The sequence below is a fragment of the Streptomyces sp. genome (assembly GCF_031181705.1).
In the GTDB taxonomy this organism is placed as follows: Bacteria; Actinomycetota; Actinomycetes; order Streptomycetales; family Streptomycetaceae; genus Streptomyces.
Map to the genome: position 1 here is coordinate 32,665 of NZ_JAPSKN010000020.1, position 22,703 is coordinate 55,367.

Genomic DNA, 22,703 nt, shown 5'->3' on the forward strand with positions numbered 1-22,703 from the left:
GTGGGCACCCGCCGACGGCCCGCCGGGCCCCGCGGTCGCACCGTCAGCACGGCGAACGACCCGCCGGGCCCGCTCACTCCGTGAGCACGGCGAACGACCCGCCGCGACCCGCGGTCACACCGTGAGCACCCGCAGCCCGGCCTCCTCGAATCCCCGTACCGTCTCCGGGGCGGCCGCCGTGTCCGTGACCAGCGTGTCCACCGCCTCCGCCGCGCAGATCCGGGCGAACGCCCGCTGCCCCAGCTTGCTGGAGTCGGCCGCCACGACCACCCGCTCGGCCCGTTCGCACAGCAACCGGTTGATCGCGGCCTCCGCCTCGTCGTGCGCCGCGGCACCGTGCGTGACGTCGAAGGCGACGACGCCGAGCACCGCCACGTCGACCGTGACCTGCCCGAGCACCCCGTCCGCGAGCGGCCCCACCAGCTCGTACGACTGCGCCCGCGCGACACCGCCGGTCAGCACGATCTTGAACTGGGGACGCACGGCCAGCTCGCAGGCGATGTTCAGCGCGTTCGTCACCACGGTCAGCGCCGGCGAGCCGGACGCCAGGTCCCCGCGCACGGCCAGGGCCCGGGCCACCTCCGTGGTGGTCGTGCCGCCGGTCAGCCCGACCGCCTCCCCGGGCGCGACCAGATCCGCGACGGCCTTGGCGATCCGCTGCTTCTCGCAGGCGCGCCGGGCCGTCTTGTAGCGCAGCGGCAGCTCGTAGGACACGCCGTGCACGACCGCGCCGCCCCGCGTGCGCACCAGCATCTGCTGCTCGGCCAGCCCGTCGAAGTCACGGCGGATCGTCGCCGCCGACACCCCCAGCTCCCGGGCCGCGTCCTCGACGTCCAGCCGGCCGCGCTCCACGAGCAGTTCCAGCAGCGCCTTCCAGCGGGCGTCACGCGACATCCGCACCTCCACCTCTCGATCTCCGGGCGACCTTAACTCAGCCGATGCGCCCGCATGCTTGATGATGCTCGAAAGCTGGCGATATCTTGCAACAACGATCAGCACCGGGTTGAGATCACCGCGGAGGGTGCGGCATGACGCATGTCGAGGACGAACTGACCAGTCAGCCCGAGTGCTGGACCCGGGCCGCCTCGGAGGCGGCGGATCACGCGGGGGCGCTGCCGGCCCCGGGCGAGCGGGTGGCGCTCGTCGGCTGCGGCACCTCGTACTTCATGGCGCAGGCGGCCGCCGCCCTGCGCGAGGGCGCGGGCCAGGGCGAGACCGACGCGTTCGCCGCCTCCGAGTTCCCGGACGGCCGTCCCTACGACCGGGTCGTCGCCCTCACCCGCTCGGGCACCACGACCGAGGTCCTCGACCTGCTCGGCCGGCTGAAGGGCCGCATCCGCACCACCGCGATCACCGCCGACCCGGACACCCCCGTCCGGACGGCCGCCGACGACCTCGCCGTCCTCGCCTACGCGGACGAACGGTCCGTCGTCCAGACCCGGTTCGCCACCACCGCCCTCACCCTCCTGCGCGCCCACCTCGGCCTCCACCCCCACGCCGCGGTCACCGACGCGCGAACCGCCCTGGCCGAGCCCCTGCCCGAAGGGACGGTGGGCCGCGGGCAGTTCACCTTCCTCGGACGCGGCTGGACCGTCGGCCTGGCGAACGAGGCCGCGCTGAAGATGCGCGAGGCCGCCCTGGCCTGGGCGGAGGCGTACCCGGCGATGGAGTACCGGCACGGCCCGATCAGCGTCAGCACCACCGGCACCGTCACCTGGATGCTCGGCGACGCGCCGGACGGGCTCGCCGAACAGGTGGGCGCCACCGGGGCGCTGTGGATCGCAGGCGACCTGGACCCGCTCGCCGAACTGGTCCGGGCCCAGCGCCTCGCGGTCGCCGTCGCCGCGTCCCGCGGACTGGACCCCGACCGCCCGCGCCACCTCACCCGCTCGGTGATCCTCGCGCCCTGACCCTGGAGACCCCGTGCCCCTTGCCACCACCGGCGAACTCGTCGGCCGCGCCGCCGCCGCCCGCCGCGCCGTCGCCTCGTTCAACATCATCACCCTCGAGCACGTCGAGGCCGTCGTCGCGGGCGCCGAGTCCGCGCGGGCCCCCGTCGTCCTCCAGGTCAGCGAGAACGCGGTCCGGTTCCGCGGCGGACAGTTGCTGCCGCTCGCCCGCGCCGCCGCCGCGGCCGCCGAACAGGCCGCCGTACCCGTCGCCCTCCACCTCGACCACGTGCAGAGCGACGCCCTGCTGCACCAGGCCGTGGACGCCGGCTTCAGCTCCGTGATGTACGACGCGGCCCGGCTGCCCTACGAGGAGAACCTCGCCGCGACCCGGGCGGCGGTCGACTGGGCCCACTCCCAAGGCCTCTGGATCGAGGCCGAGTTGGGCCAGATCGGCGGCAAGAACGGCAGACCCCCGCTGGACGCCCACGCCCCGGGCGCCCGCACCGACCCCGAGGAGGCCCGCGCCTTCGTCGCCGACTCGGGCGTGGACGCCCTGGCCGTCGCCGTCGGCAGCGCCCACGCCATGACCACCCGCACGGCGGCCCTCGACCACGCACTCCTCAAGCGCCTGTCGGCCGCCCTGGACGTCCCGCTGGTCCTGCACGGCTCCTCCGGCGTCCCGGACGGCGAACTCACCGCCGCGGTCGCGGGCGGCATCACCAAGGTCAACATCGGCACGGCCCTGAACATCGCGCTGACCGGCGCGGTCCGGGAGTTCCTCACCGACCGCCCGGAAGCGGTCGACCCGCGCGGCTACCTCACGGCCGCCCGGGAGGCGATGACCCGGACCGTGGCCCGGACCCTCGGGACACTCGGCGCGCCTACCGCTTGACGGCCTTCAGCACCACGAACTTCGGGTCGCTCGCTACGACCCGGCTGTTGCCGAACAGCTTCCGCAGCTTGACGTGGTAGCCCAGGTGCCGGTTGCCGATCACCCACAGCTCCCCGCCGGGCCGCAGCGCGCGCCGCGCCCCGCTGAACATCCGCCAGGCCGTGGCGTCCGTCGTCGCCTGGTGGGAGTGGAAGGGCGGGTTGTTGAGGACCAGGTCGACACTGTCCGGCGGCACCCCGTCCAGCCCGTCGCCCACCCGGAACTCGGCATGCCCGGACAGGCCGTTCACCCGGTACGTGGCCTCTGCCGACGCCACGGCCTGGAACGACTCGTCGACGAACAGCACGTCGGCGTCCGGGTCGGCCAGCGCCACCGCCGTCCCCACGACCCCGTTGCCGCACCCGAGGTCCACCACCCGGCCGCCCCGGCCCTGTGGCAGGTGCCGCAGGAAGAACCGGGTGCCGATGTCGAGCCGGTCCGCGCAGAAGACCCCCGCGTGATTGACCACCGTGCGCCCGGAGACGCTGCCGATCCCGTCCGGCAGCGTGTAGACGTACGGCCACGGACGGGCCGGCCGCTCCCGTGCCGGATCCGGCGTGCAGAGGATCAGCCGGGCCTTCTTCTCGGCCAGGGAGGTGCGGGTCGGGCCGAGGATCCGCTCGAACAACCGGAGCGTCGAGGTGTGGATCTCCTTCACCATCCCCGTGCCCACGACCACCGTCCCGGCGTGCACCGCGGGCGCCAGCCGCAGCAACTGGTCCTCCAGCAGCGCCAGGCTCTTCGGCACCCGCACCAGCAGCACGTCGATCCGCTCCGGGGGCGGGTCCTGGGTGGTGAGCAGCCGTACCCCGCCCGGTTCGGCCCCGGCCCGCGCCAGGTTCGCGCGCGTCGCCTCCTGCGTCAGGTACGAGTCGGTGATCTGCACCGGCCGGTGCTCCGCGAGCGCCGTGACCAGCGCGCCCCAGCGGTCCCCGACCACCACGACCGTGCCCGACAGCGGGACGTCCTCCGCGGCCAGATGCCGCAGCAGGTACTCGTCGGAGGCGTCCCAGGCGCGCAGCGTCTCGCGCGGGTCCTCGGGGAAACGGGTCAGCGCGAGCGCGCCCCACGGGGTCGTCATACGGTCGTTCATCGTGCGTCCAGGCTAGCCGAGCCGCAGCTCAGTCCCGGTCGGGCAGGATGGAGGGCATGGACGGCGAGCTGTTCCCCAGGGCCCGTGCCGAGGTCGCGCCCGGCGCGGTGCACGTGCCGGACTGGCTGGGCGCCGAGGAGCAGCGGGCCCTGCTCGGCGCGTGTCGCGAGTGGGCCCGGCCGCCCGCCGGACTGCGCACGGTCCGCACCCCCGGCGGCGGCACCATGACCGCCCGGCAGGTGTGCCTGGGCTGGCACTGGTACCCCTACGGCTACGCCCGCACGGTCACCGACGGGGACGGCGCCCCGGTCAAGCCCTTCCCGCACTGGCTGGGCGACCTGGGCCGCCGGGCCGTCCGTGACACCCTCGGGGGCCCGGCGCCCGCCTACGACATCGCGCTGATCAACTTCTACGGCGCCGACGCCCGCATGGGCATGCACCGCGACAGCGACGAGCAGTCGGACGCGCCGGTGGTGTCACTGAGCCTCGGCGACACCTGCGTCTTCCGCTTCGGCAACACCGAGACCCGCACCCGGCCCTGGACCGACGTCGAGCTGCGCAGCGGCGACCTGTTCGTCTTCGGCGGCCCCTCCCGGCTCGCCCACCACGGGGTGCCCCGGGTGCACGCGGGCACGGCACCGCCCGGGCTCGGCCTGACCGGACGGCTCAACATCACGCTCCGGGTCAGCGGCCGGTAGGACGCCGCTCCGGCGGATCATGACAGACTCGCCCTCATGAGCGGGAAGGCGGACCCCCGGCCGGGGGACGGGAGCACGTCGAGGACACGGCTGGACCGGGGGCGCACGGCCCTCGGACCCGCGCTGGAGCTCGTGCACACCGGACGCGCCCCGACCCGGGCCGTGCTCACCGCCGAGCTGGGTGTGACCCGGGCGACGGCCGGCGCGGTCGCCGCCGAGCTGGAGGCGCTGGGGCTGATCCGGGTCGACGCCCGGCCCGGCGCGGCGGCCGGCTCGCAGGGCCGGCCCTCGCACCGGCTCGCCGTCGCCGAGGACGGGCCCGTCGCCCTCGCCGCGCAGGTCCACACCGACGGGTTCCGGGCGGCGCTGGTCGGGCTGGGCGGCCGGATCGTCGCCACCGCGCCCGGGTGCGAGACGGTCGACGCCGACCCGGCGAAGGTCCTCGCCTCCGTCGTCACGGCCGGTGCCGAGCTGCTGCGCGAGACCGGGCGCAGATGCGTCGGCGCGGGCCTGGCCGTACCGTCCGCCGTCGCCGAACCCGAGGGCCTGGCCCTCAACCCGCTGCACCTGGCCTGGCCCGCGGGCGCACCCGTGCGGGACATCTTCGCCGAGCAGGTGCGCGCGGCCGGCATCGAGGGACCCGCCTTCGCCGCCAACGACGTCAACCTCGCCGCGCTCGCCGAGCACCGGCACGGCGCCGGACGCGGTTCCCGCGACCTGCTGTGCGTGGCCACCGGCCACCGGGGTGTCGGCGGCGCGCTCGTCCTCGACGGCCGCCTGCACCGGGGCAGTTCGGGCCTCGCCCTGGAAGTCGGCCACCTCACCGTGCACCCCGAGGGCCGCCCCTGCCACTGCGGCAGCCGCGGCTGCCTCGACGTGGAGACCGACCCGCTGGCCTTCCTCACCGAGGCCGGACGCGAGCCCGGCCCCGAGGTGTCCCTGCTCCAGCAGTCCATCGACCTCGTGCGCCACCACTACGACGACCCGGGCGTGCGCACCGCCACCGAGGCCCTCATCGACCGGCTCGGCCTCGGACTGGCCGGCCTGGTCAACATCCTCAACCCGGACCGGATCATCCTCGGCGGCCTGCACCGCACGCTCCTGGAGGCGGACCCGGGCCGCCTGCGCGCGGTCGTCGCCGACCGCAGCCTGTGGGGCCAGAGCGGCGGCGTCCCCATCCTGGCGTGCACCCTCGACCACAACAGCCTGGTCGGCGCGGCCGAACTGGCCTGGCAGCCGGTCCTCGACGATCCGCTGGGAGCCCTGACGGACCGCCACTGACCCGGAGTCACCCGTCCGCCGGGCACTCACGGCCGAACCGGAACCTGACCCCACTGGTATCAGGCTTGACCCGGTCGCTTCCGGGAAGGCGAGCCGCCGAGCGGGCAGGCTGGTGGGCAGACAGCAGGCCCGCACCGCACCACCGAGGAAGTGGACGCAATGACCGACCAGCTCACCGTGAGCGTTCTGGGCACCGGCATCATGGGCGCCGCGATGGCCCGCAACCTCGCCCGCGCCGGGCACACCGTCCGGGCCTGGAACCGCACCCGCGCCAAGGCCGAACCCCTGGCCGCCGAGGGCGTCCACATCGCCGGCACGCCCGCCGAGGCGGTCCGGGGCGCCGACGTCGTCCTGACCATGCTCCACGACGGTCCCGCCGCCCTGGACACCGTGCGCGAGGCCGCCCCCGCCCTGCGCCCCGGCACCCCGTGGGTGCAGTCCAGCACCGCCGGCATCGAGGACGTCGCCGCGCTGGCCGCCTTCGCCCGCGAGCACGACCTGGTCTTCTACGACGCCCCCGTCCTGGGCACCCGGCAGCCCGCCGAGGCCGGGAAGCTGACCGTGCTCGCCGCCGGGCCGGCCGAGGGCAGGGACCGGGTGACGCCCGTCTTCGAGGCCGTCGGCGTGCGCACCGTGTGGACCGGCGAGGACGGCGCCACGGGCGCCGCCACCCGGCTGAAGCTGGTCGCCAACAGCTGGGTCCTCGCCGTCACGGCCGCCGCGGGGGAGACCCTCGCCCTGGCGAAGGCCCTCGACGTGGATCCGCGCGACTTCTTCGACCTCGTCTCGGGCGGCCCGCTCGACATGGGCTATCTGCGCGCCAAGTCCGACCTGGTCCTCGCCGGCAGGCTCACCCCGCCCCAGTTCGCGGTGAGCACCGCCGCCAAGGACGCCCACCTGATCGTCCGGGCCGGCGCCGAACACGGCGTCCGCCTGGACGTGGCCGAGGCCGCCGCCGCCCGCATGGAGCGCGCCGCCGCCCGGGGCCACGGAGACGAGGACATGGCCGCCGCCTACTTCGCCAGCTTCGACGACGGCCCGTCCGCCTGAACACCCCTCGACACCCAGGAGGTTCCACCATGTCCAAGCCGCCGCTGCCGCCCGAGGCCGAGGCCCTGCTGAGCCGGCCCAACCCGTGCGTCATGGCCACCCTGCGCTCCGACGGCGCCCCGGTCTCGACCGCCACCTGGTACGTGTGGAAGGACGGCCGGGTGCTGATCAACCTCGACGCGGGCCGCGTCCGCCTGAAGCACCTGCGCCGCGACCCGCGCGTGACCCTCACCGTCCTCGCCGGCGACGACTGGTACACCCACGTCACCCTCATCGGCCGCGTCACCGAGATGTACGACGACGAGGGCCTGACCGACATCGACCTGCTCTCCCGCCACTACACGGGCAAGCCCTACCCGGAGCGGGCCCGGCCCCGGGTCAGCGCCTGGGTGGAGGTCGACCGCTGGCACGGCTGGGGCGCGATGAAGGACAACGACCAGGCCTCCGGCTGAGGCGGCTCAGCACCGCCACTCGGCCCCGAAGGCCCGGCCCGGGTTCTCCGTGAGGATCCGCCGCGCCGGCTCCTCGCCCACGGCCCGGACGAGGCGGGGCCGCACCCCGGCGCGGCGGACAGGGCATCCCGGGGCCGCCGTCACCGAGCGGGCGGCGGCCGTGGCGGTGTCCGCGCCCAGCAGCAGCCGGTCGCCGGACCCGGCGTCGGCCAGGGCCCGCACGGCGTCCGGCATCCGCCGGTCCGTGGCGTGACGCGCGAGGGACGGGCCGTCGAACGCGAGAGGCCAGCCGGACTCCGCGGCCTGCCGGTGCGTCACGAGGTCGGGGGAGCGGTTCGGGTGCCCGAGCACCACCCGGTGCGACGGCACCCCCGACTCCCCGCACGGCACGTCCAGGACGTCGAGGGCACCGGCGCCCAGCTCCAGGTGCACGGCGATCGGCGCCCCCGTGGCGCGATGCGCCTCGGCTGCGGCCGCCGACGTCCACCGGGCGGGCGCGTCCAGGGACGTGGAAGCCGCCCGCGACCTTCACGAGCCCGGCCCGCACCCCCGACGTGCCGATGCCGTCGGTGAGTTCGGAGACGAGGAGGCCGGCGAGCCGGCCGCGCAGCCGGGCGAGGGTGTCCTCGTCGTAGTGCGCGGCCTGGTGCGGCCCGGTCGCCGCCACCACCTGCACGCCGGTCCCGTGACAGCGGCGGCAGATCCGCGGCCCGCCGCCCGAGCGCGTACGGCGTCCACTGCACCACGGCCCCGCCGCCCTGCCCGCGGAACGCGGTCAGCTCCGCCCGGCCGGCCGCCACGCTGTTCAGCTCCTGACCGGGCAGCCGGGGACTGCCGAAGAACAGGTGGTCGTGGGCGTCGCGCACGCCCAGCTCCCCGGGGGCGGACGCCCCCGGCACCGTGCGGACCGCGCTCACCACAGGCGCCCCCGGCGTATCCGGTCCCGGCCCGGTGCCGACAGGTGCAGCACCTCGAAGAGGTCCCCCTCGGCAGCAGCCGTCTCGTGCTCCCAGAGGGAGAACGTCACCAGCTCCCAGCGGCTCGTGTCGACGGCGGCCGCGGCCAGCAGTGCGCCGTCCTCCGTCGCCAACCGCCGCGCCCGGCCGGACGCGTCCAGCGCGACGTCCGCCAACAACCCCTCGGAAGCGAGCTGTTGCCTCCCCCTCACTGCGAACCTCGGCTGCCCGCCCGCTCCTTCCTCGTACGCCAGACCCGTCCACTGCCGTGCGGACGGGCGCCCGAAGTCGTCGACGACACCCTGGAAACCGCCGCCCCAGAGGAAGGCGTTCATGCCCTCCACGGTGTTCCACAGGTAGAACGGCGCGTAGGCGTTGACCGGCGAGCCGCACAGGCCGCGCTCGCGCACGAGATAGGCCTTGAGGCCGAGCCCGTCCCAGTCGTCGAGCAGATGCCCCCGGCGGGCCACCCGGTCGCGGATGACGCCCATGTCGTAGTCGGCGGGCAGGGTGATCTCGTACTGCAGGGCGTGCATCGGAGGTCTCCTCAGGGGGTGCGGGGCGCCAGCAGGGAGAGCAGCCCCCGCACGCCCGCGTCGAACGCGGCGGGGGAGCCGGAGGCGCGGGCGAGCACGTACCCGCCCTGGACGGTCGCGACGATCGCGGCAGCGATCTCCCCGCCGTCCAGTGCGGGGTCGAACTGCCCCTGCCCCCGGCCCTCTTCGACGAGCGCGGCGATCCGCCCGCGGAGCCAGTCGAGCGTCTCGTCCACCGGGGCGCGCAGCTCGGCGCTCGCGATCACGTCCGGGTCCATGGTCAGCCGGCCGACCGGGCAGCCCCGCAGTACGTCCCGCTCGCGCCGCAGATACGCCTCGATGCGCTCGTACGGAGTCCCCGGCCCGTCGAGCACGCTCGCGGCGGTGGCGCGCATCTCCTCGGCGGTCCGCCGGATCGCGGCGAGCGCGAGGTCCGGCTTGCCCTTGAAGTGGTGGTACATGCTGCCCTGCCCGGCGCCCGACCGCTCCAGGATCGCCTTGGGGCTCGTGCCCACGTAGCCGCGCTCCCACAGCAGTTCGCGGGTCGACTCGATCAGCCGTTCCGAGGTGCTCATGCCCTCAGTGTACATACCAGTAGTTACAGCACGGGGGCACGTACTCCGGGCGAGGTACGCGCAGTGCCGCTGACCGTACGACGACCGAGGGCCCCTGGCGGGGCGATGCTCGGGACGACACGGATTCCGGCACGCGAACGAGGAGATGGACGACATGCAGACCCTGGCGCACTTCGGCGGCGGCGGGCCCGGCCCGTGGATCCTGCTCTTCCCGGTGATCTGGGCGCTGGTGATCGGCGGCGGCGTCACACTGCTGCGCCGCGCCGCGGGCCGCGGCCGCCGGTTCGCGGTGGCCGAGCACTCACCCATCGCGGTGCTCGGCCACCGCTTCGCCTCCGGCGAGATCGACGAGGAGGAGTACTGGCGCCGCCTGTCCGTCCTGAACGAGGAGTTCGGCCACACCAGGGGCAGGGCCTGACACGGCGATCATCGCCCGCGGCCGACCTCGACGACTCGACGGGCCGTCACAGGCGGCGCGTGGGTGGGTGAAGGTCCGCGTGGCGCGACCCCGCGAGGACGATGGTCACCGCCCGGTCAACCGGCAACGGCGGACCGGGCGGGAGCATGTTCGGGCCGGAGCACCTCGGCGGAGTGCCCGACCTCGGCGAACCGGCGCGCGGGATTCTCCTGGGCCGCGCGCCGCCGGCGCGTCGGCGCAGCCGCCACCGCCGGAGCGGACGTCGGCAGGGTGAACCACACGACCTTGCCCGACTCGCCGTCCGGCCGCACGCCCCAGCTCTCGCTCATGGCGGCCACCATCGCCAGCCCGCGACCACAGGTCGCCAGTGGCTCGGCGTCGTCGACCACGGGCATCCGTGGATCGCCGTCGCGCACGGAGACCGTGAGCCGGTCGAGCAGCAGCTCTATCTCCACGGTGCATGTCTTGTCGGGCTGGGCGTGCCGGTGGACGTTGGACAACAGCTCCGTCACGCCGAGCGAGGCCCGGTCGATCAGGGCGTCCAGATGCCAGTAGCGCAATTGCGCAGATACGATTCTGCGGACCTGGCCGATCCGCGACGGCAGGGCTTGGAGCTCCACCGTGCAGTGCCTGCTTGGGTAACTGATCACGGCTGCGACTCCCCGACGTGAGGTCCGGAAGAACACGGAGTTCGGATCCAGCAGGGCGCCTTCGTGACGCTGCCGCCCGCTGTCGTGGCCGGCGGGCTGGTTCGCAGCGTTATCGCCGGTAAACCCAGAGTGACGTGAGACCAGAGTGACGTAGGGGGTGGGGGAGCGCAACTCGCGGACATCTCAGTCGTCACGCCCCGCCGCCCGGCGCACGGCCTCGATGAAGCGCCGCGCGGCCGGCGGCCCCGGCTCGCCCGGGGCTGGATCGCGCTCGCCCAGGGTGAGCAGGTACCGCTTGCCGTTCAGGTCGGCCGTCGCCCGGTCCTCGGTGCCGAACCAGGGCCTGGACGCCCGCACGGCCTGCACCGGGGCGCTGTCGATCTCACTGCCGTAGCTGGTCAGCAGTTCGAGCCGGCCGCCGCTGATCCGGACCTGTCCGGCCCGGGTGAGTGAACGCAGCCGCTTCCCGATCCGCACGCCCGTGGCCCTGAACTCCGGCTCCGCCATGCCACCCGCCCCCTTGTGCGTGTCGGTGTACCGGCGCTCCCCGCGGCGCCCGGTACGGGCTCGTGTCCTGACCCAGTGTGCCCCGTCCGAGGACTGCTGTTGTCCTCCGACGACGGCACCGGCTGCGTCGTGCCCTGCCGGGAGCCTCGGCCCGGCACGTACCGGGCCTCGGTCCCGCGGTGCAGTCTGCCCCCACCCGGCGTCGAGCACCAGGGGATGCGGACCCCTCGCCCGGGGGCGCCCGCAGCACGCTCGCGGATGCGCCCCCGACAACGCGCGCCCCCTTGCACCGGCTCTGCCCCAGGGGGCGCTTTGGGGGGCTCAAAGGTGCGTTTATGCAGGTGAGAAGCGTGCGCCGGGTGCTTATGATCGGGGTGTCGGCCGTGCGATCCGTCGTCGGCGCGCAGCGTTAGGAGCCCCCTCGTGAGCACTCCCCAGCAGACCCGGACCGGCGTGACCCTCGACGTCGACCACAGTGACACCGGTTACCGCGCGTGGCTGAAAGAGGCCGTCCGCAGGGTCCAGGCCGACGCCAACCGCTCGGCCGACACGCACCTGCTGCCGTTCCCGCTGCCGGAGCGCTGGGGCATCGACCTGTATCTGAAGGACGAGTCGACCCACCCCACCGGCAGCCTCAAGCACCGGCTCGCCCGCTCCCTGTTCCTGTACGGCCTGTGCAATGGCTGGATCCGGCCGGACAGACCGGTGATCGAGGCCTCCAGCGGCTCGACGGCCGTCTCCGAGGCGTACTTCGCGAAGCTGATCGGCGTGCCCTTCATCGCCGTCATGCCGCGCACGACGAGCGCCGAGAAGATCCGCCTCATCGAATTCCACTCCGGCCGCTGTCACTTCGTGGACGATCCCCGCACCATGTACGAGGAGTCCGCCCGCCTCGCGGCCGAGACCGGCGGCCACTACATGGACCAGTTCACCTACGCCGAACGCGCCACGGACTGGCGCGGGAACAACAACATCGCCGAGTCCATCTTCCGCCAGCTGCGCATGGAGCGGTTCCCCGAGCCGGCCTGGATCGTCGCCACGGCGGGCACCGGCGGCACCTCAGCGACCCTCGCGCGCTACGTGCACTACATGCAGTACGACACCCGCGTCTGCGTGGCCGACCCCGAGAACTCCTGCTTCTTCGACGGCTGGACCACCGGCGATCCGGACGTCACGTGCGACTGCGGATCCCGTATCGAGGGCATCGGGCGGCCCCGCATGGAACCGAGCTTCGTGCCCGGCGCGATCGACCGCATGATGAAGGTGCCCGACGCGGCCAGCGTCGCCGCCGTCCGGGCCCTGGAGCGCGCCATCGGCCGCAAGGCGGGCGGCTCGACGGGCACGGGCCTGTGGAGCGCGCTGAAGATCGTCGCGGAGATGGTGTCCGAGGGGCGGCAGGGCAGTGTCGTGACCCTGCTGTGCGACCCAGGGGACCGGTATCTCGACAAGTACTACTCGGACACCTGGCTGGCCGGTCAGGGCCTGGACATCGCGCCCTACACGGCCGCGATCGACACGTTCCTGCGGACGGGCACCTGGCCCTGCTGAGACCCGGCCCGCGGGCTTCGGCCGCCGCGGGACCGCAACTCGCGCGGGGGTGGCTCCCGCGGCACCGGCGGTGAGCGAATGAGGACGCCACCCCGGCTGGCGCCCTGTCAGATGCCCGCGGCCTCGTCGGGCTCCGGCTCCCCGGCCACCACCAGCCGCCGCAGATGCTCCGCGACCACCCCGCGCGCCTCGTCCGGCAGACCGGCGTCGGTCACCAGCGTGTCGATCCGCTCCAGCGCGGCGAACGAACTCAGGCCCACCTTGCCCCACTTGGTGTGATCGGCGACGACCACGACCCGCCGCGCCGACTGCACCAGCCGCCGGTTGGTCTCGGCCTCCGCGAGGTTCGGCGTCGACAGCCCGGCCTCCACCGATATGCCGTGCACCCCGAGGAACAGCAGATCGAAGTGGAGCGCCGCGATCGCCTGGTCGGCCACCGGCCCCACCAGCGAGTCGGACGGCGTGCGCACGCCCCCGGTCAGCACGACCGTGGCCGCGCCCTGCCGGGGGCCCGAGGTGCGCTGGGCGGCGTGGAAGACGTCGGCGACCCGCACCGAGTTGGTGACCACCGTGAGGTCGGGCACGTCCAGCAGCTGGTGCGCCAGCGCGTAGGTCGTCGTGCCGCCGGAGAGGGCGATCGCCGCGCCCGGTGCGACCAGTCTGGCCGCGGCCCGGGCGATGTCCTCCTTGGCGGTCAGCTCCAGCCCCGACTTGGCCTCGAAGCCGGGCTCGTGCGTACTCGCCTCGACCACCGGGACCGCGCCGCCGTGCACCTTCTCCAGAACGCCCTGGCGGGCGAGCGCGTCGAGGTCGCGGCGGACCGTCATGTCCGACACGCCGAGCTTGCGCGTCAGCTCGTTGACCCGGACCCCGCCCCGGCGGCGGACCTCGTCGAGGATCAGGGATCGCCGCTGCTCCGCGAGGAGGTTCTGATTCTCGCTCACGTACGCTCCGGTCCTTTCGCCTCAATGCCGTCCGACACGCCCGGCGCACCCTTCCCGACCGGGACATTTCCCCCGGGCACCGGTGCGCGGACGTCCCATCCTCGCATGTCGCGTCATGGAGGGGGCCACCCGCCCGCTCGTCGCGCACATGCCACCGATGGCTCCTCCCGGGCGCGTCACGGATCGGGGAGATTCCGTGACAGCAGGTGTGGGGCGCCCCGGAAGTGGAGATCCTGTGCCCGCACGGGCGGAGCCGACGGCGTGTCACGGGGGAAGTGCGAATCAGTGGAACGTGCGCAGGAACATGTGTCGACCGGCGGATCCGACGGTCCCGCCGCACGGGCGGGCGAGACCGGGACCGCCCTGGAACTCCTGGTCCACGGCGTGGGCGGCACCACGCCCCAGGACATGCTGGGCGATCCGCGGACGGTACGGATCACCGGCGACGACACCGCGGCCGTCTTCCGACGCGCCGACGACGTCGACGCGGAGCACAGCCCCGGCGCCGCGCACCGCGACGGGCCGGTGCCCGAGGCCTACGTCTGGTGCAACCTCACCTCCGGCAACGGCACCCGGGCCCTGTGGCTGTTGCTGCTGCCCTTCATGGTCGTCAACCTCGCCCACTGGATGCGCCCCAGCGCCCACGGCCGCCGCCGCACCGTGCGCCTGTACGGCCTGCTGGTACGGCTCACCGGACTCACCCTGACCGTGCTGCTCGTCGCCGCAGCGTGCGAGGTCGCCCTCGACCTGACCGCCTGGCAGTGCGCGGGCACGCACGCGTGCGCCGACCGCCATTCCTGGCTCGGTTTCCTCTCACCCACCGTCTCGGACGGCGGCTGGTGGAGCGCCCCGGGCCGCAGGCTCGCCCTCGCCGCCCTCGTCCCCACCGCCCTGACCGGCCTCCTGTGGTACCTCTCCCGGCGCACCTGGAGCGACTACGAGTCACAGCAGCCCATCGCCCGCGACCCCGAACCCGACGAGGACGCCGGGCCGACCGCGCTCGGCCGCCCCGGGTTCTGGTACGGGCGCCGGCTGGTGGCCCGGCTGCGTGCCGCGCACACCGCCGCCGGGCTGCTGACCGTCGCCGCGGCGGTCGGCGGCGCCGCCGCCCGCCAGGACCGTATGCCCGGCGGCCCGGCCGTCCTGGACACCCTCGGTCTGCTCCTGGAGGCGGCCCTCGCGGCCTGCGCGGTCGCCGTCGTATGGGTGGTGTGCCGCAGGGGCCGCAGCGAGAAGCGCGTCGACCGGGAACTCGACGAGCGGTACGTACGGCGCCTGCCGGCCATCGCGCTCGTCCTGCTCGCCCTCACCCTGCTGTACGCGGGGTGGGACCGCCCCGGCTGGGAGTCGGACGGACGGCTGCCGGGCGACCCGGCCTTCGGGGGGATCACCCTGGTCCAGGGCCTGCTCGTGGTGGTCCTGGCGGTCGTCGCCCACACCCTCCACCGCACCGACCCCGACCGGCGGGCGGTGCTGCGGGGCCTGGGCGGACCGGCCGTCGCCATGCTGGCCTGCGCCCTCGGCGGGGTGATGTCCGGCGGCGTCGCGCAGCGCGTCTCCGACTGGCTGGACGGCACGGGGGCGTCGCTCGACGGGCCTCCGGTCCTGCTGACCTGGCAGGCGTCCGTGATCCCGCCCCTGCTGGTGGTGCTGCTGGGGCTCTTCGGCTGGCTGGCCCACCGGGCCTTGACCCTCGCCCGCGCCGAGCGCGACGCGGTGGCCCGCGACTACCCGGAGGAGACCCTGGACCGGGCCCGCACCCGCCGCATCGCCTCCACCCGCGCCATGGCCTCCCTCACCGACCGGGGGCCCCGGGTCGTCGCCGTCACCTCCGGCGCCACCCTGCTGCTCGGCGCCGGAGCCCTCGTGGGCGCCCTCGTCACCGACCGGACACCGGGGGAGGCCGCCCGGGGCGCCACCCCCCTCGTCCACGGCGCCGCCGAGACCGCCCAGGCCCTCGGCTCCTGGCTGATCGGCCTCGGCTTCATACTCTTCGTCACCTGGGGCCGCCGCGCCTACAAGGACGCCGCCGCCCGCCGCACCATCGGCATCCTGTGGGACGTCGGCACCTTCTGGCCCCGCGCCGCCCACCCGTTCGCCCCGCCCTGCTACGCCGAGCGCGCCGTGCCCGACCTGACCTGGCGGATGGCGACCTGGACCCGCGCCACCGGCGGACGGCTGGTCATCTCCGGGCACTCCCAGGGCAGCGTCCTCGCCGCCGCCGCGGCCTGGCAGCTCGCGCCGTCCGCCCGCAGGCGCGTCGCCCTGCTCACCTACGGCTCCCCGCTGGAGCGCCTCTACGGCCGCTGGTTCCCGGCGCACTTCGGACCCGCCGCGCTCAGCGCCCTGCACCGCGAGGTCGACTGCTGGCGCAACCTGTACCGGCTCACCGACCCCATCGGCGGCCCGATGCGCCTGCCCGGCGACCGCGGCCCCCAGGTCGACCACCCGCCCCTGCGGGACCCCCTCGCCTACGGCCGCACCGACCTGCTCCCCCTGCCCGCGCCGATCCTCGGCCACTCCGACTACCAGGCGGACCCGGTGTTCGCCGAGGAACGGCGCCTGCTGCTGGCCCGGCTGCGGCCCGGGGTGCCCGCGCCCCGCGACACACCCGAGCCGCCCGCCGCGTAGCCGATCTCAGAGCAGCTCGGGGAGGTCCTCGGCGTAGAGCAGCGTCAGGTCGTCCGTGCTCGGCTCGGCGAGCTGGGCGACCCGGCTCGCGTGCCGCTCCACCATCGCCTCGAACGTCTGCCGCGCGGTGCGGCCGTTGCCGAACGCCGGGCCCTTCGGGAGCTGCGTGAAGTACGTCCGCAACGCCTCCGCCGCGCCCGGCGCCAGCCGGTACTCGTGCTCCTCGGCCTGCTGCTCCACGATCCGCAGCAGGTCCTCGGGGCCGTAGTCGCTGAAGGTGATGGTCCGTGAGAAGCGGGACGCCACACCGGGGTTGACCGACAGGAAGCGCTCCATCTCCGCGGTGTAGCCGGCGACGATCACCACGACGGCGTCCCGGTGGTCCTCCATCAGCTTCACCAGCGTGTCGATGGCCTCCTTGCCGAAGTCGCGGCCCGCGTCCTCCGGGGACAGCGCGTACGCCTCGTCGATGAACAGCACACCGCCGCGCGCCTTCTCGAACGCCTCCTGCGTGCGGATCGCGGTCGAGCCGATGTGCTCGCCCACCAGGTCGACCCGGGACACCTCCACCAGGTGGCCCTTCTCCAGCACCCCGAGGGAGGCGAGGATCTCGCCGTACAGCCGCGCGACCGTCGTCTTGCCGGTGCCGGGGGAGCCCGTGAAGACCAGGTGCCGCTTGACCGACGCCGCCTTCAGGCCCGCCTGCTGCCGCCGCCGGCCCACCTCGATCATGTCGGTGAGGGCGCGCACCTCCCGCTTGACGCTCTCCAGGCCCACCAGCGCGTCCAGTTCGCCGAGGACGTCCTTGGAGCTTCGGGCCGGCGGCGCGGGCTCCGCGACCGGTGCGGAGGGCTCCGCCTCGGTGCGCTGCCCCGGGATCGCGCCCAGCAGCCCGGCGGAGTGGCTCACCGTCTGCACGGCCGCCTCCGGCGCCGCCGCTGGCGCCCGCAGCCCCACGCTCTCGTCGCTGGTGCAGTCCTCGACGACGGGCCCCGTCCCGGACGCCGCGTCCGCCCCGCCGTCCGCGAACTCGTAGCCCCCGCGCGCGCACCGCTCCGTACGGCACTTGCGCAGCGTCGTGCGGCTGCCGTCGATCACGTGGAAGCCGTAGCCGCCGCTGCCCGTCACACGGCAGTTCAGGAAGCTGCCGCGGCCTCCGGCCGAGACGTAGACGCCCGCCTCCGCCGGGGAGTCGACCGTGCAGCGCTCCACCGTCGGGTCGGCGCCCTTGGTGACGATCACGCCCGTCTGGGTGCCGTCCAGCGTGCAGTTGCTCAGCGTGCCGCCGCTGCCGTGGTCGCGGAACCAGGCGCCCGTGGCCGCGTCGCGGATCCGGCAGTCGTCGAGCTGTGCGGTGGCGCCGTCGCTCACCGACACGGCCGTGTTGCGCACCTGCGACAGATCACTGTCCACGACGTCCGCCCGCGAGCCCCGGTCGAGCACGAACAGGGCGTCGGGCACGTCGTGCACCCGGCAGGAGTCCAGGACGGCGGTGGCGCCGTCGCTGACCCACACCGCCGGGTAGTCGCCCGTGCTGTCGAAGATCTCGCACTGGTTGGCGTCCACGCGCGTGCCCGGGTCCCACACCGACAGGCCGTTGCGCCCGAACTGCCGCACCGTCGTGCGCGTCAGCGTGAGGACCGAGCGGGAACGCAGGTCGATCGCGTTCTCCGGGATGTCGTGGATACGGCAGTCGGCGAGCGTGAGCACCGCGTCCGTGTCGAGCGTGACCCCGTCGGCCGTCGTGCGGTGCACATCGCAGTCGGTGAGGTGCGCGGTGGCGCGGCCGGTGATGTGCACGCCGCTGCCCCGCACCTCGTAGATCTCGCAGCCCACCGCCTCCAGCGCCGAGTTCTCCCCGGTCGCCGACAGGCCCGAACCCGACGCGTGGTGCACCTTGCAGCGCTCCAGGCGGGGGTGGGCGCCGCCGCGCACCGCCACGCCCGCCTGGCCGGCCGCGACGACCTCGCACTCCTCGAACACCCCGCCCGCGCCGTCCAGTACGGCGATGCCGACGCCCGCCGGGTTGTCGACCGCGCAGCGCCGGACCGTGGGCCGGGCACTACTGCCGCGCACCTCGATCCCGGCCGCCGACCGCGTCACCACCCGCACGTCCCGCAGCTCCGGGGTGCCCTCCTCCACCAGCACGGCCGGGGAGGCCGCGTCCTGGCCCTCCACGTGCAGGTCGTGGACCACCGCCGAGGCGCGCACGGTCAGCGGCACCCCGTCCACGGGGGCGATCCGCACCGAGCCGGGCGCGTTCTCCGGGCCGCGCAGGGTCACCGCCCGCTCCACGACGAGGTTCTCCCGGTAGGTGCCGGGGGCGACGGTGAGGACGTCGCCGTCGGCCGCGGCCTCCAGGGCGGCGGCGAGCGATGCGTACTCACCCGTGCGGCGCCGCCACCGCGACGTGCCGGTGTGCGTCACCTGGACCGTGCCCTGTGCCATGGTGTAGCTGTGCCCCCACCTCGGTCGTACTGATGGCTCGTTCGCCCTCGGGGCGGGCCGGGCGGTGCCGGGACCGCGGCGGTGCCCGGCCCGGCGGGCCGGTCGCGCGCGGCGTCGACACCCGGCGCGCCCCTCCTGCTCGCTCGCACGCGGGTTGTGCCGAACGGTTCGGCCGGACCACCGTAGCGTGCGCGCGGGTGCTGGGTTGACCAGAGGCGGAAGGCCGTCAGCTGCCGGTGCCCGTCCTGCCCCAGTCCGGGCCCGCCTTGTCCCATGCCTGGTCCCAACGGGCGTACCGGCGGCGGACCATGCGCCAGACGATCAGCCGTCTGCCGCCCTCGACGAGGCCGCCGGTCACCAGGGCCGCACCGAACCCGGCGAGGACCGCGTGCGTCGACGCCGTGGCGGAGTCCAGCGGGCGGGCCACCAGCCGGCCGTGCCGGTCGGTCCATATGCGGAACTCGTCGCCCTGCCGCGGGTCCTTCAGGCCCGCCAGCACCGGGCCCTGGTGGGCGGTGCCGTCCGGGGCGGTCCAGTCGGCGAGGACCCGCGCGCGCAGGTCCCGGCCGGTCGACGTCTCGGGGTCGGCGTCCAGCGGGGAGCGGTCCAGCTTGCGGACCACGGTGGCCGTCACCAGGTGGCGCGCCTGGTGCTGCTCGCGGACGGAGCGCTGGAGGGCGTCCTGCGCCGCGCCGCCGACGAGGGCGCCGGCCAGCGGGGCGGCCGACAGGACGAGCAGCAGGGCGGCCAGCGCCAGCCAGGCCTCGGCCAGGTCGGTCGCGCGGCACAGCGGGTTGCGCCGCCAGCGCCAGAGTCCGCTGATCGCTCGCACCGCCCGCACCCCCTTCCCGCTCTGTGATAGCCCCCCGGCGGAGCCGTCCACGCGCGATACCTGGGGAGAGAGAGCGAAATCACCTCTCGCCGGGGCCTCGCGCGAACGTCCCCCCCTCACGCAAACGCCCGGTCCGGCGGACCGGTTCCCACCCGGCCCGCGACGGCGGCGCCCGCGTCATTCGAGGATCGTGACCGGGTCCCCGAGCCGGATCGTGCCCCGCGACAGCGGGACCAGGTTCTGCCCGAAGACCAGCTTCCCCTCCAGTCGCCGGTGCCGCCCCAGGCTGTGCAGGGGCTCACGGCCGCGCTCGCTCGTGCCCTGGTCGGTGGTGGTCACCACGCACCGGCCGCACGGCTTGGCCACGCGGAAGGTCACCTCTCCGACGGCGAGGCGCGACCAGTGGTCCTCGGCCCAGGCGTCGGTGCCCGCCACGACCACGTTGGGCCGGAAGCGGTCCATCGGCAGCGGGCCCTCGTCCGCGTGGTCCCCTTGCGCGATCAGGGTGTTGAGGGCTTCGAGCGAGGCCGTCGTGGTGAGCAGCAGCGGGAAGCCGTCGGCGAAGGAGACCGTCTCGCCGGGCCGGGCGTACCGCGGGTCGACCGGCCGGCGCGTGGCCGGGGCGTCGAGGTACGCCAGGCGCACGCCGATGCCCAGGTAGCCGCTCCACCAGGCGTGCGCCGCCTCGTCCTCGGCCGGGACCGCGTCGACCTTGTCGCGGAAGATCTGCACCGGCACCGTGCCGATCGGCCGGGGCACGGGCACCGTCAGCGGTTCCCTGCCGGGGGCGGACACCCGGACGCCGCCGTCCGGCAGGAGTTCGGCGGCGGCCAGCGCGAGGCGCGGCTGCTGGCGCTGCGTGACGGCCTTTCCCGCGTCGTCGACCAGCAGCCAGCGCCGGTCTCCGGCCAGCCCCCAGGGCTCCACGGCGGCCTCCCGGGGCGCGAGGCCCCGGACCGCCTTGACCGGATGGACGTGAATCGCGTGCAGGTGTGCGTTCCCCATGGGGCCATCGTGCCAGCCGGCGCCGACGGCCCGCGGGTGCGGCTCAGTACCCGCGGTACTGCTGGTTGTTGTACGGGTCCTGGTAGGGAGCCGGGGCCGGCCGGGGAGCCGCGGGGCGCATCGCCTCGTAACCCGCGGGTGCCGCCGGGCGGGGCTGCTGCGGCTGGGGGCCGGGGTAGCCGCGCGGAGCGGTGGCCTGCTGTGGGATGTACGCCGCGGGCGCCTGCTGGAGCGGGGCCGGCTGCTGGGCCTGCGGATAGCCGTAGGTGGACTGGGAGGGCGCCGCCGGCAGCGCGGGAAGCGCCGACGGGAGGGCGGGCAGGTGGCTGCCCGGCATGTCGTACTGCGCGGGGACCCGGATCGGGGCGATCTGCGGGGTGCCCCGCTCGGCGACGAGCTTGTCGTAGATCGGGGTGTCCGGGAAGGAGGCGGAGTAGTAGCCGCCGCCATAGGTGGAGCGGGGGGAGGTCATGGCACATAAGTTAAGCCCACGATGTGCTGGTTGGGGAGACCGATAAGAGGGTTGTTTTCCGTTCCCGCAGTGACCTGGGATCCCCAATCCGAGCGAATTCGGCAAAAAGGGGCGCCGGACCCGTTCCTGATCGTGTAAAGGCCGAGTTCCGGGCGGGTTACCGGCGGTTGGCCATCGATCTTCCGGCGACCGGTGCATGGGCGTTCGCGGCCGGGAGGAATAGGTTGTGCCGACGGACTCGACGTGACGCGGCGGATCCGGACGGACGGCCGGGGCGGTCCCGGCCCGGTGCCAGGCGATGGGGGCGGACATGCACATGCTGAAAGGGTCGAACACCGCGGTGCCCGCGGCGGCACTGCGCGTGGAAGTGGGCTGGCGCGGCGGACCGGGCGTGCCGGACGCCGACGCCTCCGCCTTGCTGCTCGTCGCGGGAAAGGTCCGCTCCGACGCGGACTTCGTCTTCTACAACCAGCCCGCCCACTCCTCCGGCGCGATCCGGCACGAGGGCAAGCGCGACGCCGGCGGCCGCATCACCGACACGCTCCTGGTCGATCTCGCGCGCGTGGAGCCCGCCGTCGACACGGTCGTCCTCGCCGCCTCCGCCGACGGAGGCACGTTCGGGCAGGTCCCGGACCTGTACATCGAGGTCCGGGACGACCGGGGCACACCGGTCGCGCGCTTCGAGAACCCCGGCGCCACCACCGAAACCGCCTTCGTGCTCGGTGAGTTCTACCGTCGCCAGGGCGCCTGGAAGTTCCGCGCCGTCGGGCAGGGCTACAGCAGCGGCCTCACAGGGCTGGCCACGGACTACGGCATCACGGTCGACGAACCGCAGCAGGCGGCCCCGGCACCCGCCGCGCCCCCGGCGCCTCCCGCCGCTGCGGCGTACACCCGCCCGCCGGTGACGCCCCCGGTGGCTCCGCCCGCGCCCGCCGCGCCCCCTGCGGCGCCCGTCCGCCTCACCAAGGTGACGCTCACCAAGGCGGCCCCCTCCGTCTCGCTGACCAAGCAGGGCGGCACCTCCGGCGCGCTGCACGTGAACCTCAACTGGGAGGTCCGCAAGCAGTTCTCGGGGTGGAGCAGCAAGTTCGGGCGCCCCACCGCGCTGCACTCCGACCTCGACCTCGACCTGTGCGCGCTGTACGAACTCACCGACGGCAGCAAGGGCGTCGTACAGGCACTCGGCAACGCCTTCGGGGCGCTGCACCAGCCCCCGTACATCCACCTCGACGGCGACGACCGCACCGGAGCCGTGGCGTCCGGTGAGAACCTCACCGTCAACCTCGACCACAAGCGCGTCTTCCGGCGCATCCTCGTCTTCGTCACCATCTACGAGGGCGCCCGCTCGTTCGCCGAGCTCAACGCGACGGTCACCCTCCGGCCGCAGCACGGGGCGCCGATCGAGTTCTCCCTCGACGAGTGCACGGTCCCCTCCCTCGTGTGCGCCCTGGCGCTGATCACCAACACGGGTGACGACCTGGTCGTCCAGCGCGAGGCGCGGTACCTGGTGCCCGAGCGCGGGGTGAGCCCTCAGCGCACCGTCGACTACGCCTACGGGTGGGGCATGAACTGGACCCCCGGCAGGAAGTGACCCCCGCGACGGCCGTCAGCCCTCGTCGGGCACGGCCTCCGGGCGCGCGTAGGTGCGGCCCTTCCAGGCCGCACCGCGTCCCCGGTAGTGCTGCACGGCCGAATCGACGGTCATCAGCAGGTAGAGGAACGCGGTGAACGGCAGCAGGGGGGCGAGCCACGGCGGCTGGCGGTAGTAGCGGAGCATCGGCAGG

At 74.5% G+C, this 22,703-nt stretch carries 21 protein-coding genes and 2 pseudogenes; 10 read left to right on the forward strand and 13 right to left on the reverse strand.

Going from position 1 to position 22,703, the window contains the following annotated elements; translation table 11 throughout:
* Nucleotides 1-114 precede the first annotated feature (114 nt).
* Nucleotides 115-894, reverse strand: a complete 780-nt coding sequence (locus RIN80_RS06860) for a DeoR/GlpR family DNA-binding transcription regulator (RefSeq protein WP_309094595.1) — start codon at nt 892-894, stop codon at nt 115-117.
* 134 nt (nt 895-1,028) lie between these two features.
* Between RIN80_RS06860 and RIN80_RS06865 the strand changes: the two genes are divergently transcribed.
* Both RIN80_RS06865 and RIN80_RS06870 read left to right on the forward strand, forming a co-directional pair.
* Complete coding sequence (locus RIN80_RS06865) at nt 1,029-1,910, forward strand: SIS domain-containing protein (RefSeq protein WP_309094596.1); 882 nt, start codon at nt 1,029-1,031, stop codon at nt 1,908-1,910.
* Between the two features lie 13 nt (nt 1,911-1,923).
* The gene (locus RIN80_RS06870; protein ID WP_309094597.1) at nt 1,924-2,784 is read left to right on the forward strand and encodes a class II fructose-bisphosphate aldolase; all 861 of its coding nucleotides are present in this window, start codon (nt 1,924-1,926) and stop codon (nt 2,782-2,784) included.
* Here RIN80_RS06870 and RIN80_RS06875 read toward each other — a convergent pair.
* Nucleotides 2,774-3,904 (reverse strand): methyltransferase, encoded by a 1,131-nt coding sequence (locus RIN80_RS06875; RefSeq protein WP_309094598.1) that lies wholly within the window; start codon nt 3,902-3,904, stop codon nt 2,774-2,776. The two genes, RIN80_RS06870 and RIN80_RS06875, sit on opposite strands and share 11 nt — an antisense overlap.
* Before the next feature lie 68 nt (nt 3,905-3,972).
* Here RIN80_RS06875 and RIN80_RS06880 point away from each other — a divergent pair, with 68 nt between their 5' ends.
* The 4 genes from RIN80_RS06880 to RIN80_RS06895 all read left to right on the forward strand — a co-directional run bounded on the left by RIN80_RS06880 (nt 3,973) and on the right by RIN80_RS06895 (nt 7,397).
* Nucleotides 3,973-4,614 carry an alpha-ketoglutarate-dependent dioxygenase AlkB gene (locus RIN80_RS06880; protein ID WP_309094599.1) on the forward strand — a complete coding sequence of 214 codons (642 nt, stop codon included), beginning with the start codon at nt 3,973-3,975 and terminating at the stop codon, nt 4,612-4,614.
* Nucleotides 4,615-4,650: 36 nt separating this feature from the next.
* Nucleotides 4,651-5,895 (forward strand): ROK family protein, encoded by a 1,245-nt coding sequence (locus RIN80_RS06885; protein WP_309094600.1) that lies wholly within the window; start codon nt 4,651-4,653, stop codon nt 5,893-5,895.
* A 159-nt stretch (nt 5,896-6,054) separates the two neighbouring features.
* Nucleotides 6,055-6,945, forward strand: a complete 891-nt coding sequence (locus RIN80_RS06890; RefSeq protein ID WP_309094601.1) for an NAD(P)-dependent oxidoreductase — start codon at nt 6,055-6,057, stop codon at nt 6,943-6,945.
* 29 nt (nt 6,946-6,974) lie between these two features.
* A complete protein-coding gene (locus tag RIN80_RS06895; protein ID WP_309094602.1) occupies nt 6,975-7,397 on the forward strand; it encodes a PPOX class F420-dependent oxidoreductase in 423 nt (140 codons plus the stop codon).
* A 6-nt stretch (nt 7,398-7,403) separates the two neighbouring features.
* Here the strand turns inward: RIN80_RS06895 and RIN80_RS06900 are convergent.
* The 3 genes and pseudogenes from RIN80_RS06900 to RIN80_RS06910 form a co-directional block, all read right to left on the reverse strand.
* Nucleotides 7,404-8,314 (reverse strand): annotated as a pseudogene (locus tag RIN80_RS06900) (phosphotriesterase).
* Entirely contained in the window at nt 8,311-8,889 is a 579-nt protein-coding gene (locus RIN80_RS06905; RefSeq protein WP_309094603.1) for a DUF4865 family protein, read from the reverse strand. Before RIN80_RS06905 ends, RIN80_RS06900 begins: the two are co-directional and overlap by 4 nt.
* 11 nt (nt 8,890-8,900) lie before the next feature.
* Nucleotides 8,901-9,464, reverse strand: a complete 564-nt coding sequence (locus RIN80_RS06910) for a TetR/AcrR family transcriptional regulator (RefSeq protein WP_309094604.1) — start codon at nt 9,462-9,464, stop codon at nt 8,901-8,903.
* 154 nt (nt 9,465-9,618) lie between these two features.
* Here RIN80_RS06910 and RIN80_RS06915 point away from each other — a divergent pair, with 154 nt between their 5' ends.
* Nucleotides 9,619-9,882, forward strand: coding sequence for an SHOCT domain-containing protein (locus tag RIN80_RS06915; RefSeq protein ID WP_309094605.1), 264 nt, complete (start codon nt 9,619-9,621; stop codon nt 9,880-9,882).
* Between the two features lie 116 nt (nt 9,883-9,998).
* Here RIN80_RS06915 and RIN80_RS06920 read toward each other — a convergent pair whose 3' ends face one another.
* Together RIN80_RS06920 and RIN80_RS06925 are read right to left on the reverse strand one after the other, a co-directional pair.
* Nucleotides 9,999-10,532, reverse strand: coding sequence for an ATP-binding protein (locus RIN80_RS06920; RefSeq protein ID WP_309094606.1), 534 nt, complete (start codon nt 10,530-10,532; stop codon nt 9,999-10,001).
* Between the two features lie 183 nt (nt 10,533-10,715).
* The gene (locus tag RIN80_RS06925) at nt 10,716-11,039 is read right to left on the reverse strand and encodes a hypothetical protein (RefSeq protein WP_309094607.1); all 324 of its coding nucleotides are present in this window, start codon (nt 11,037-11,039) and stop codon (nt 10,716-10,718) included.
* A gap of 423 nt (nt 11,040-11,462) precedes the next feature.
* Between RIN80_RS06925 and RIN80_RS06930 the strand changes: the two genes are divergently transcribed.
* Complete coding sequence (locus RIN80_RS06930; protein WP_309094608.1) at nt 11,463-12,587, forward strand: PLP-dependent cysteine synthase family protein; 1,125 nt, start codon at nt 11,463-11,465, stop codon at nt 12,585-12,587.
* Nucleotides 12,588-12,694: 107 nt separating this feature from the next.
* Here the strand turns inward: RIN80_RS06930 and RIN80_RS06935 are convergent, their stop codons facing one another.
* Nucleotides 12,695-13,531, reverse strand: a complete 837-nt coding sequence (locus tag RIN80_RS06935) for a DeoR/GlpR family DNA-binding transcription regulator (RefSeq protein ID WP_309094609.1) — start codon at nt 13,529-13,531, stop codon at nt 12,695-12,697.
* A 285-nt stretch (nt 13,532-13,816) separates the two neighbouring features.
* Here RIN80_RS06935 and RIN80_RS06940 point away from each other — a divergent pair, with 285 nt between their 5' ends.
* Nucleotides 13,817-16,162 carry a hypothetical protein gene (locus RIN80_RS06940; RefSeq protein WP_309094610.1) on the forward strand — a complete coding sequence of 782 codons (2,346 nt, stop codon included), beginning with the start codon at nt 13,817-13,819 and terminating at the stop codon, nt 16,160-16,162.
* 6 nt (nt 16,163-16,168) lie between these two features.
* Here the strand turns inward: RIN80_RS06940 and RIN80_RS06945 are convergent, their stop codons facing one another.
* The 4 genes from RIN80_RS06945 to RIN80_RS06960 form a co-directional block, all read right to left on the reverse strand.
* The gene (locus tag RIN80_RS06945) at nt 16,169-18,610 is read right to left on the reverse strand and encodes a right-handed parallel beta-helix repeat-containing protein (protein ID WP_309094611.1); all 2,442 of its coding nucleotides are present in this window, start codon (nt 18,608-18,610) and stop codon (nt 16,169-16,171) included.
* A 226-nt stretch (nt 18,611-18,836) separates the two neighbouring features.
* The gene (locus RIN80_RS06950) at nt 18,837-19,442 is read right to left on the reverse strand and encodes a hypothetical protein (RefSeq protein ID WP_309094612.1); all 606 of its coding nucleotides are present in this window, start codon (nt 19,440-19,442) and stop codon (nt 18,837-18,839) included.
* 177 nt (nt 19,443-19,619) lie between these two features.
* Entirely contained in the window at nt 19,620-20,447 is an 828-nt protein-coding gene (locus tag RIN80_RS06955; protein ID WP_309094613.1) for an MOSC N-terminal beta barrel domain-containing protein, read from the reverse strand.
* Nucleotides 20,448-20,490: 43 nt separating this feature from the next.
* A complete protein-coding gene (locus RIN80_RS06960; protein WP_309094614.1) occupies nt 20,491-20,919 on the reverse strand; it encodes a DUF6643 family protein in 429 nt (142 codons plus the stop codon).
* A gap of 316 nt (nt 20,920-21,235) precedes the next feature.
* On the opposite strand from RIN80_RS06960, the gene RIN80_RS06965 reads away from it, so the two are divergent.
* Nucleotides 21,236-22,510: a TerD family protein gene (locus RIN80_RS06965; RefSeq protein ID WP_309094616.1), complete on the forward strand. Its 1,275-nt coding sequence runs from the start codon at nt 21,236-21,238 to the stop codon at nt 22,508-22,510.
* Nucleotides 22,511-22,525: 15 nt separating this feature from the next.
* Here RIN80_RS06965 and RIN80_RS06970 read toward each other — a convergent pair.
* Nucleotides 22,526-22,703, reverse strand: a pseudogene (locus tag RIN80_RS06970) (glycosyl transferase family 2); the annotation flags it as partial.

Coding starts and splice junctions, on each gene's coding strand:
- RIN80_RS06860 (WP_309094595.1), bottom strand. CDS start 894: ATGTCGCGTGACGCCCGCTGGAAGGCGCTGCTGGAACTGCTCGTGGAG.
- RIN80_RS06865 (WP_309094596.1), top strand. CDS start 1,029: ATGACGCATGTCGAGGACGAACTGACCAGTCAGCCCGAGTGCTGGACC.
- RIN80_RS06875 (WP_309094598.1), bottom strand. CDS start 3,904: ATGACGACCCCGTGGGGCGCGCTCGCGCTGACCCGTTTCCCCGAGGAC.
- RIN80_RS06880 (WP_309094599.1), top strand. CDS start 3,973: ATGGACGGCGAGCTGTTCCCCAGGGCCCGTGCCGAGGTCGCGCCCGGC.
- RIN80_RS06885 (WP_309094600.1), top strand. CDS start 4,651: ATGAGCGGGAAGGCGGACCCCCGGCCGGGGGACGGGAGCACGTCGAGG.
- RIN80_RS06890 (WP_309094601.1), top strand. CDS start 6,055: ATGACCGACCAGCTCACCGTGAGCGTTCTGGGCACCGGCATCATGGGC.
- RIN80_RS06895 (WP_309094602.1), top strand. CDS start 6,975: ATGTCCAAGCCGCCGCTGCCGCCCGAGGCCGAGGCCCTGCTGAGCCGG.
- RIN80_RS06905 (WP_309094603.1), bottom strand. CDS start 8,889: ATGCACGCCCTGCAGTACGAGATCACCCTGCCCGCCGACTACGACATG.
- RIN80_RS06910 (WP_309094604.1), bottom strand. CDS start 9,464: ATGAGCACCTCGGAACGGCTGATCGAGTCGACCCGCGAACTGCTGTGG.
- RIN80_RS06915 (WP_309094605.1), top strand. CDS start 9,619: ATGCAGACCCTGGCGCACTTCGGCGGCGGCGGGCCCGGCCCGTGGATC.
- RIN80_RS06925 (WP_309094607.1), bottom strand. CDS start 11,039: ATGGCGGAGCCGGAGTTCAGGGCCACGGGCGTGCGGATCGGGAAGCGG.
- RIN80_RS06945 (WP_309094611.1), bottom strand. CDS start 18,610: ATGGCACAGGGCACGGTCCAGGTGACGCACACCGGCACGTCGCGGTGG.
- RIN80_RS06955 (WP_309094613.1), bottom strand. CDS start 20,447: ATGGGGAACGCACACCTGCACGCGATTCACGTCCATCCGGTCAAGGCG.
- RIN80_RS06960 (WP_309094614.1), bottom strand. CDS start 20,919: ATGACCTCCCCCCGCTCCACCTATGGCGGCGGCTACTACTCCGCCTCC.
- RIN80_RS06965 (WP_309094616.1), top strand. CDS start 21,236: ATGCTGAAAGGGTCGAACACCGCGGTGCCCGCGGCGGCACTGCGCGTG.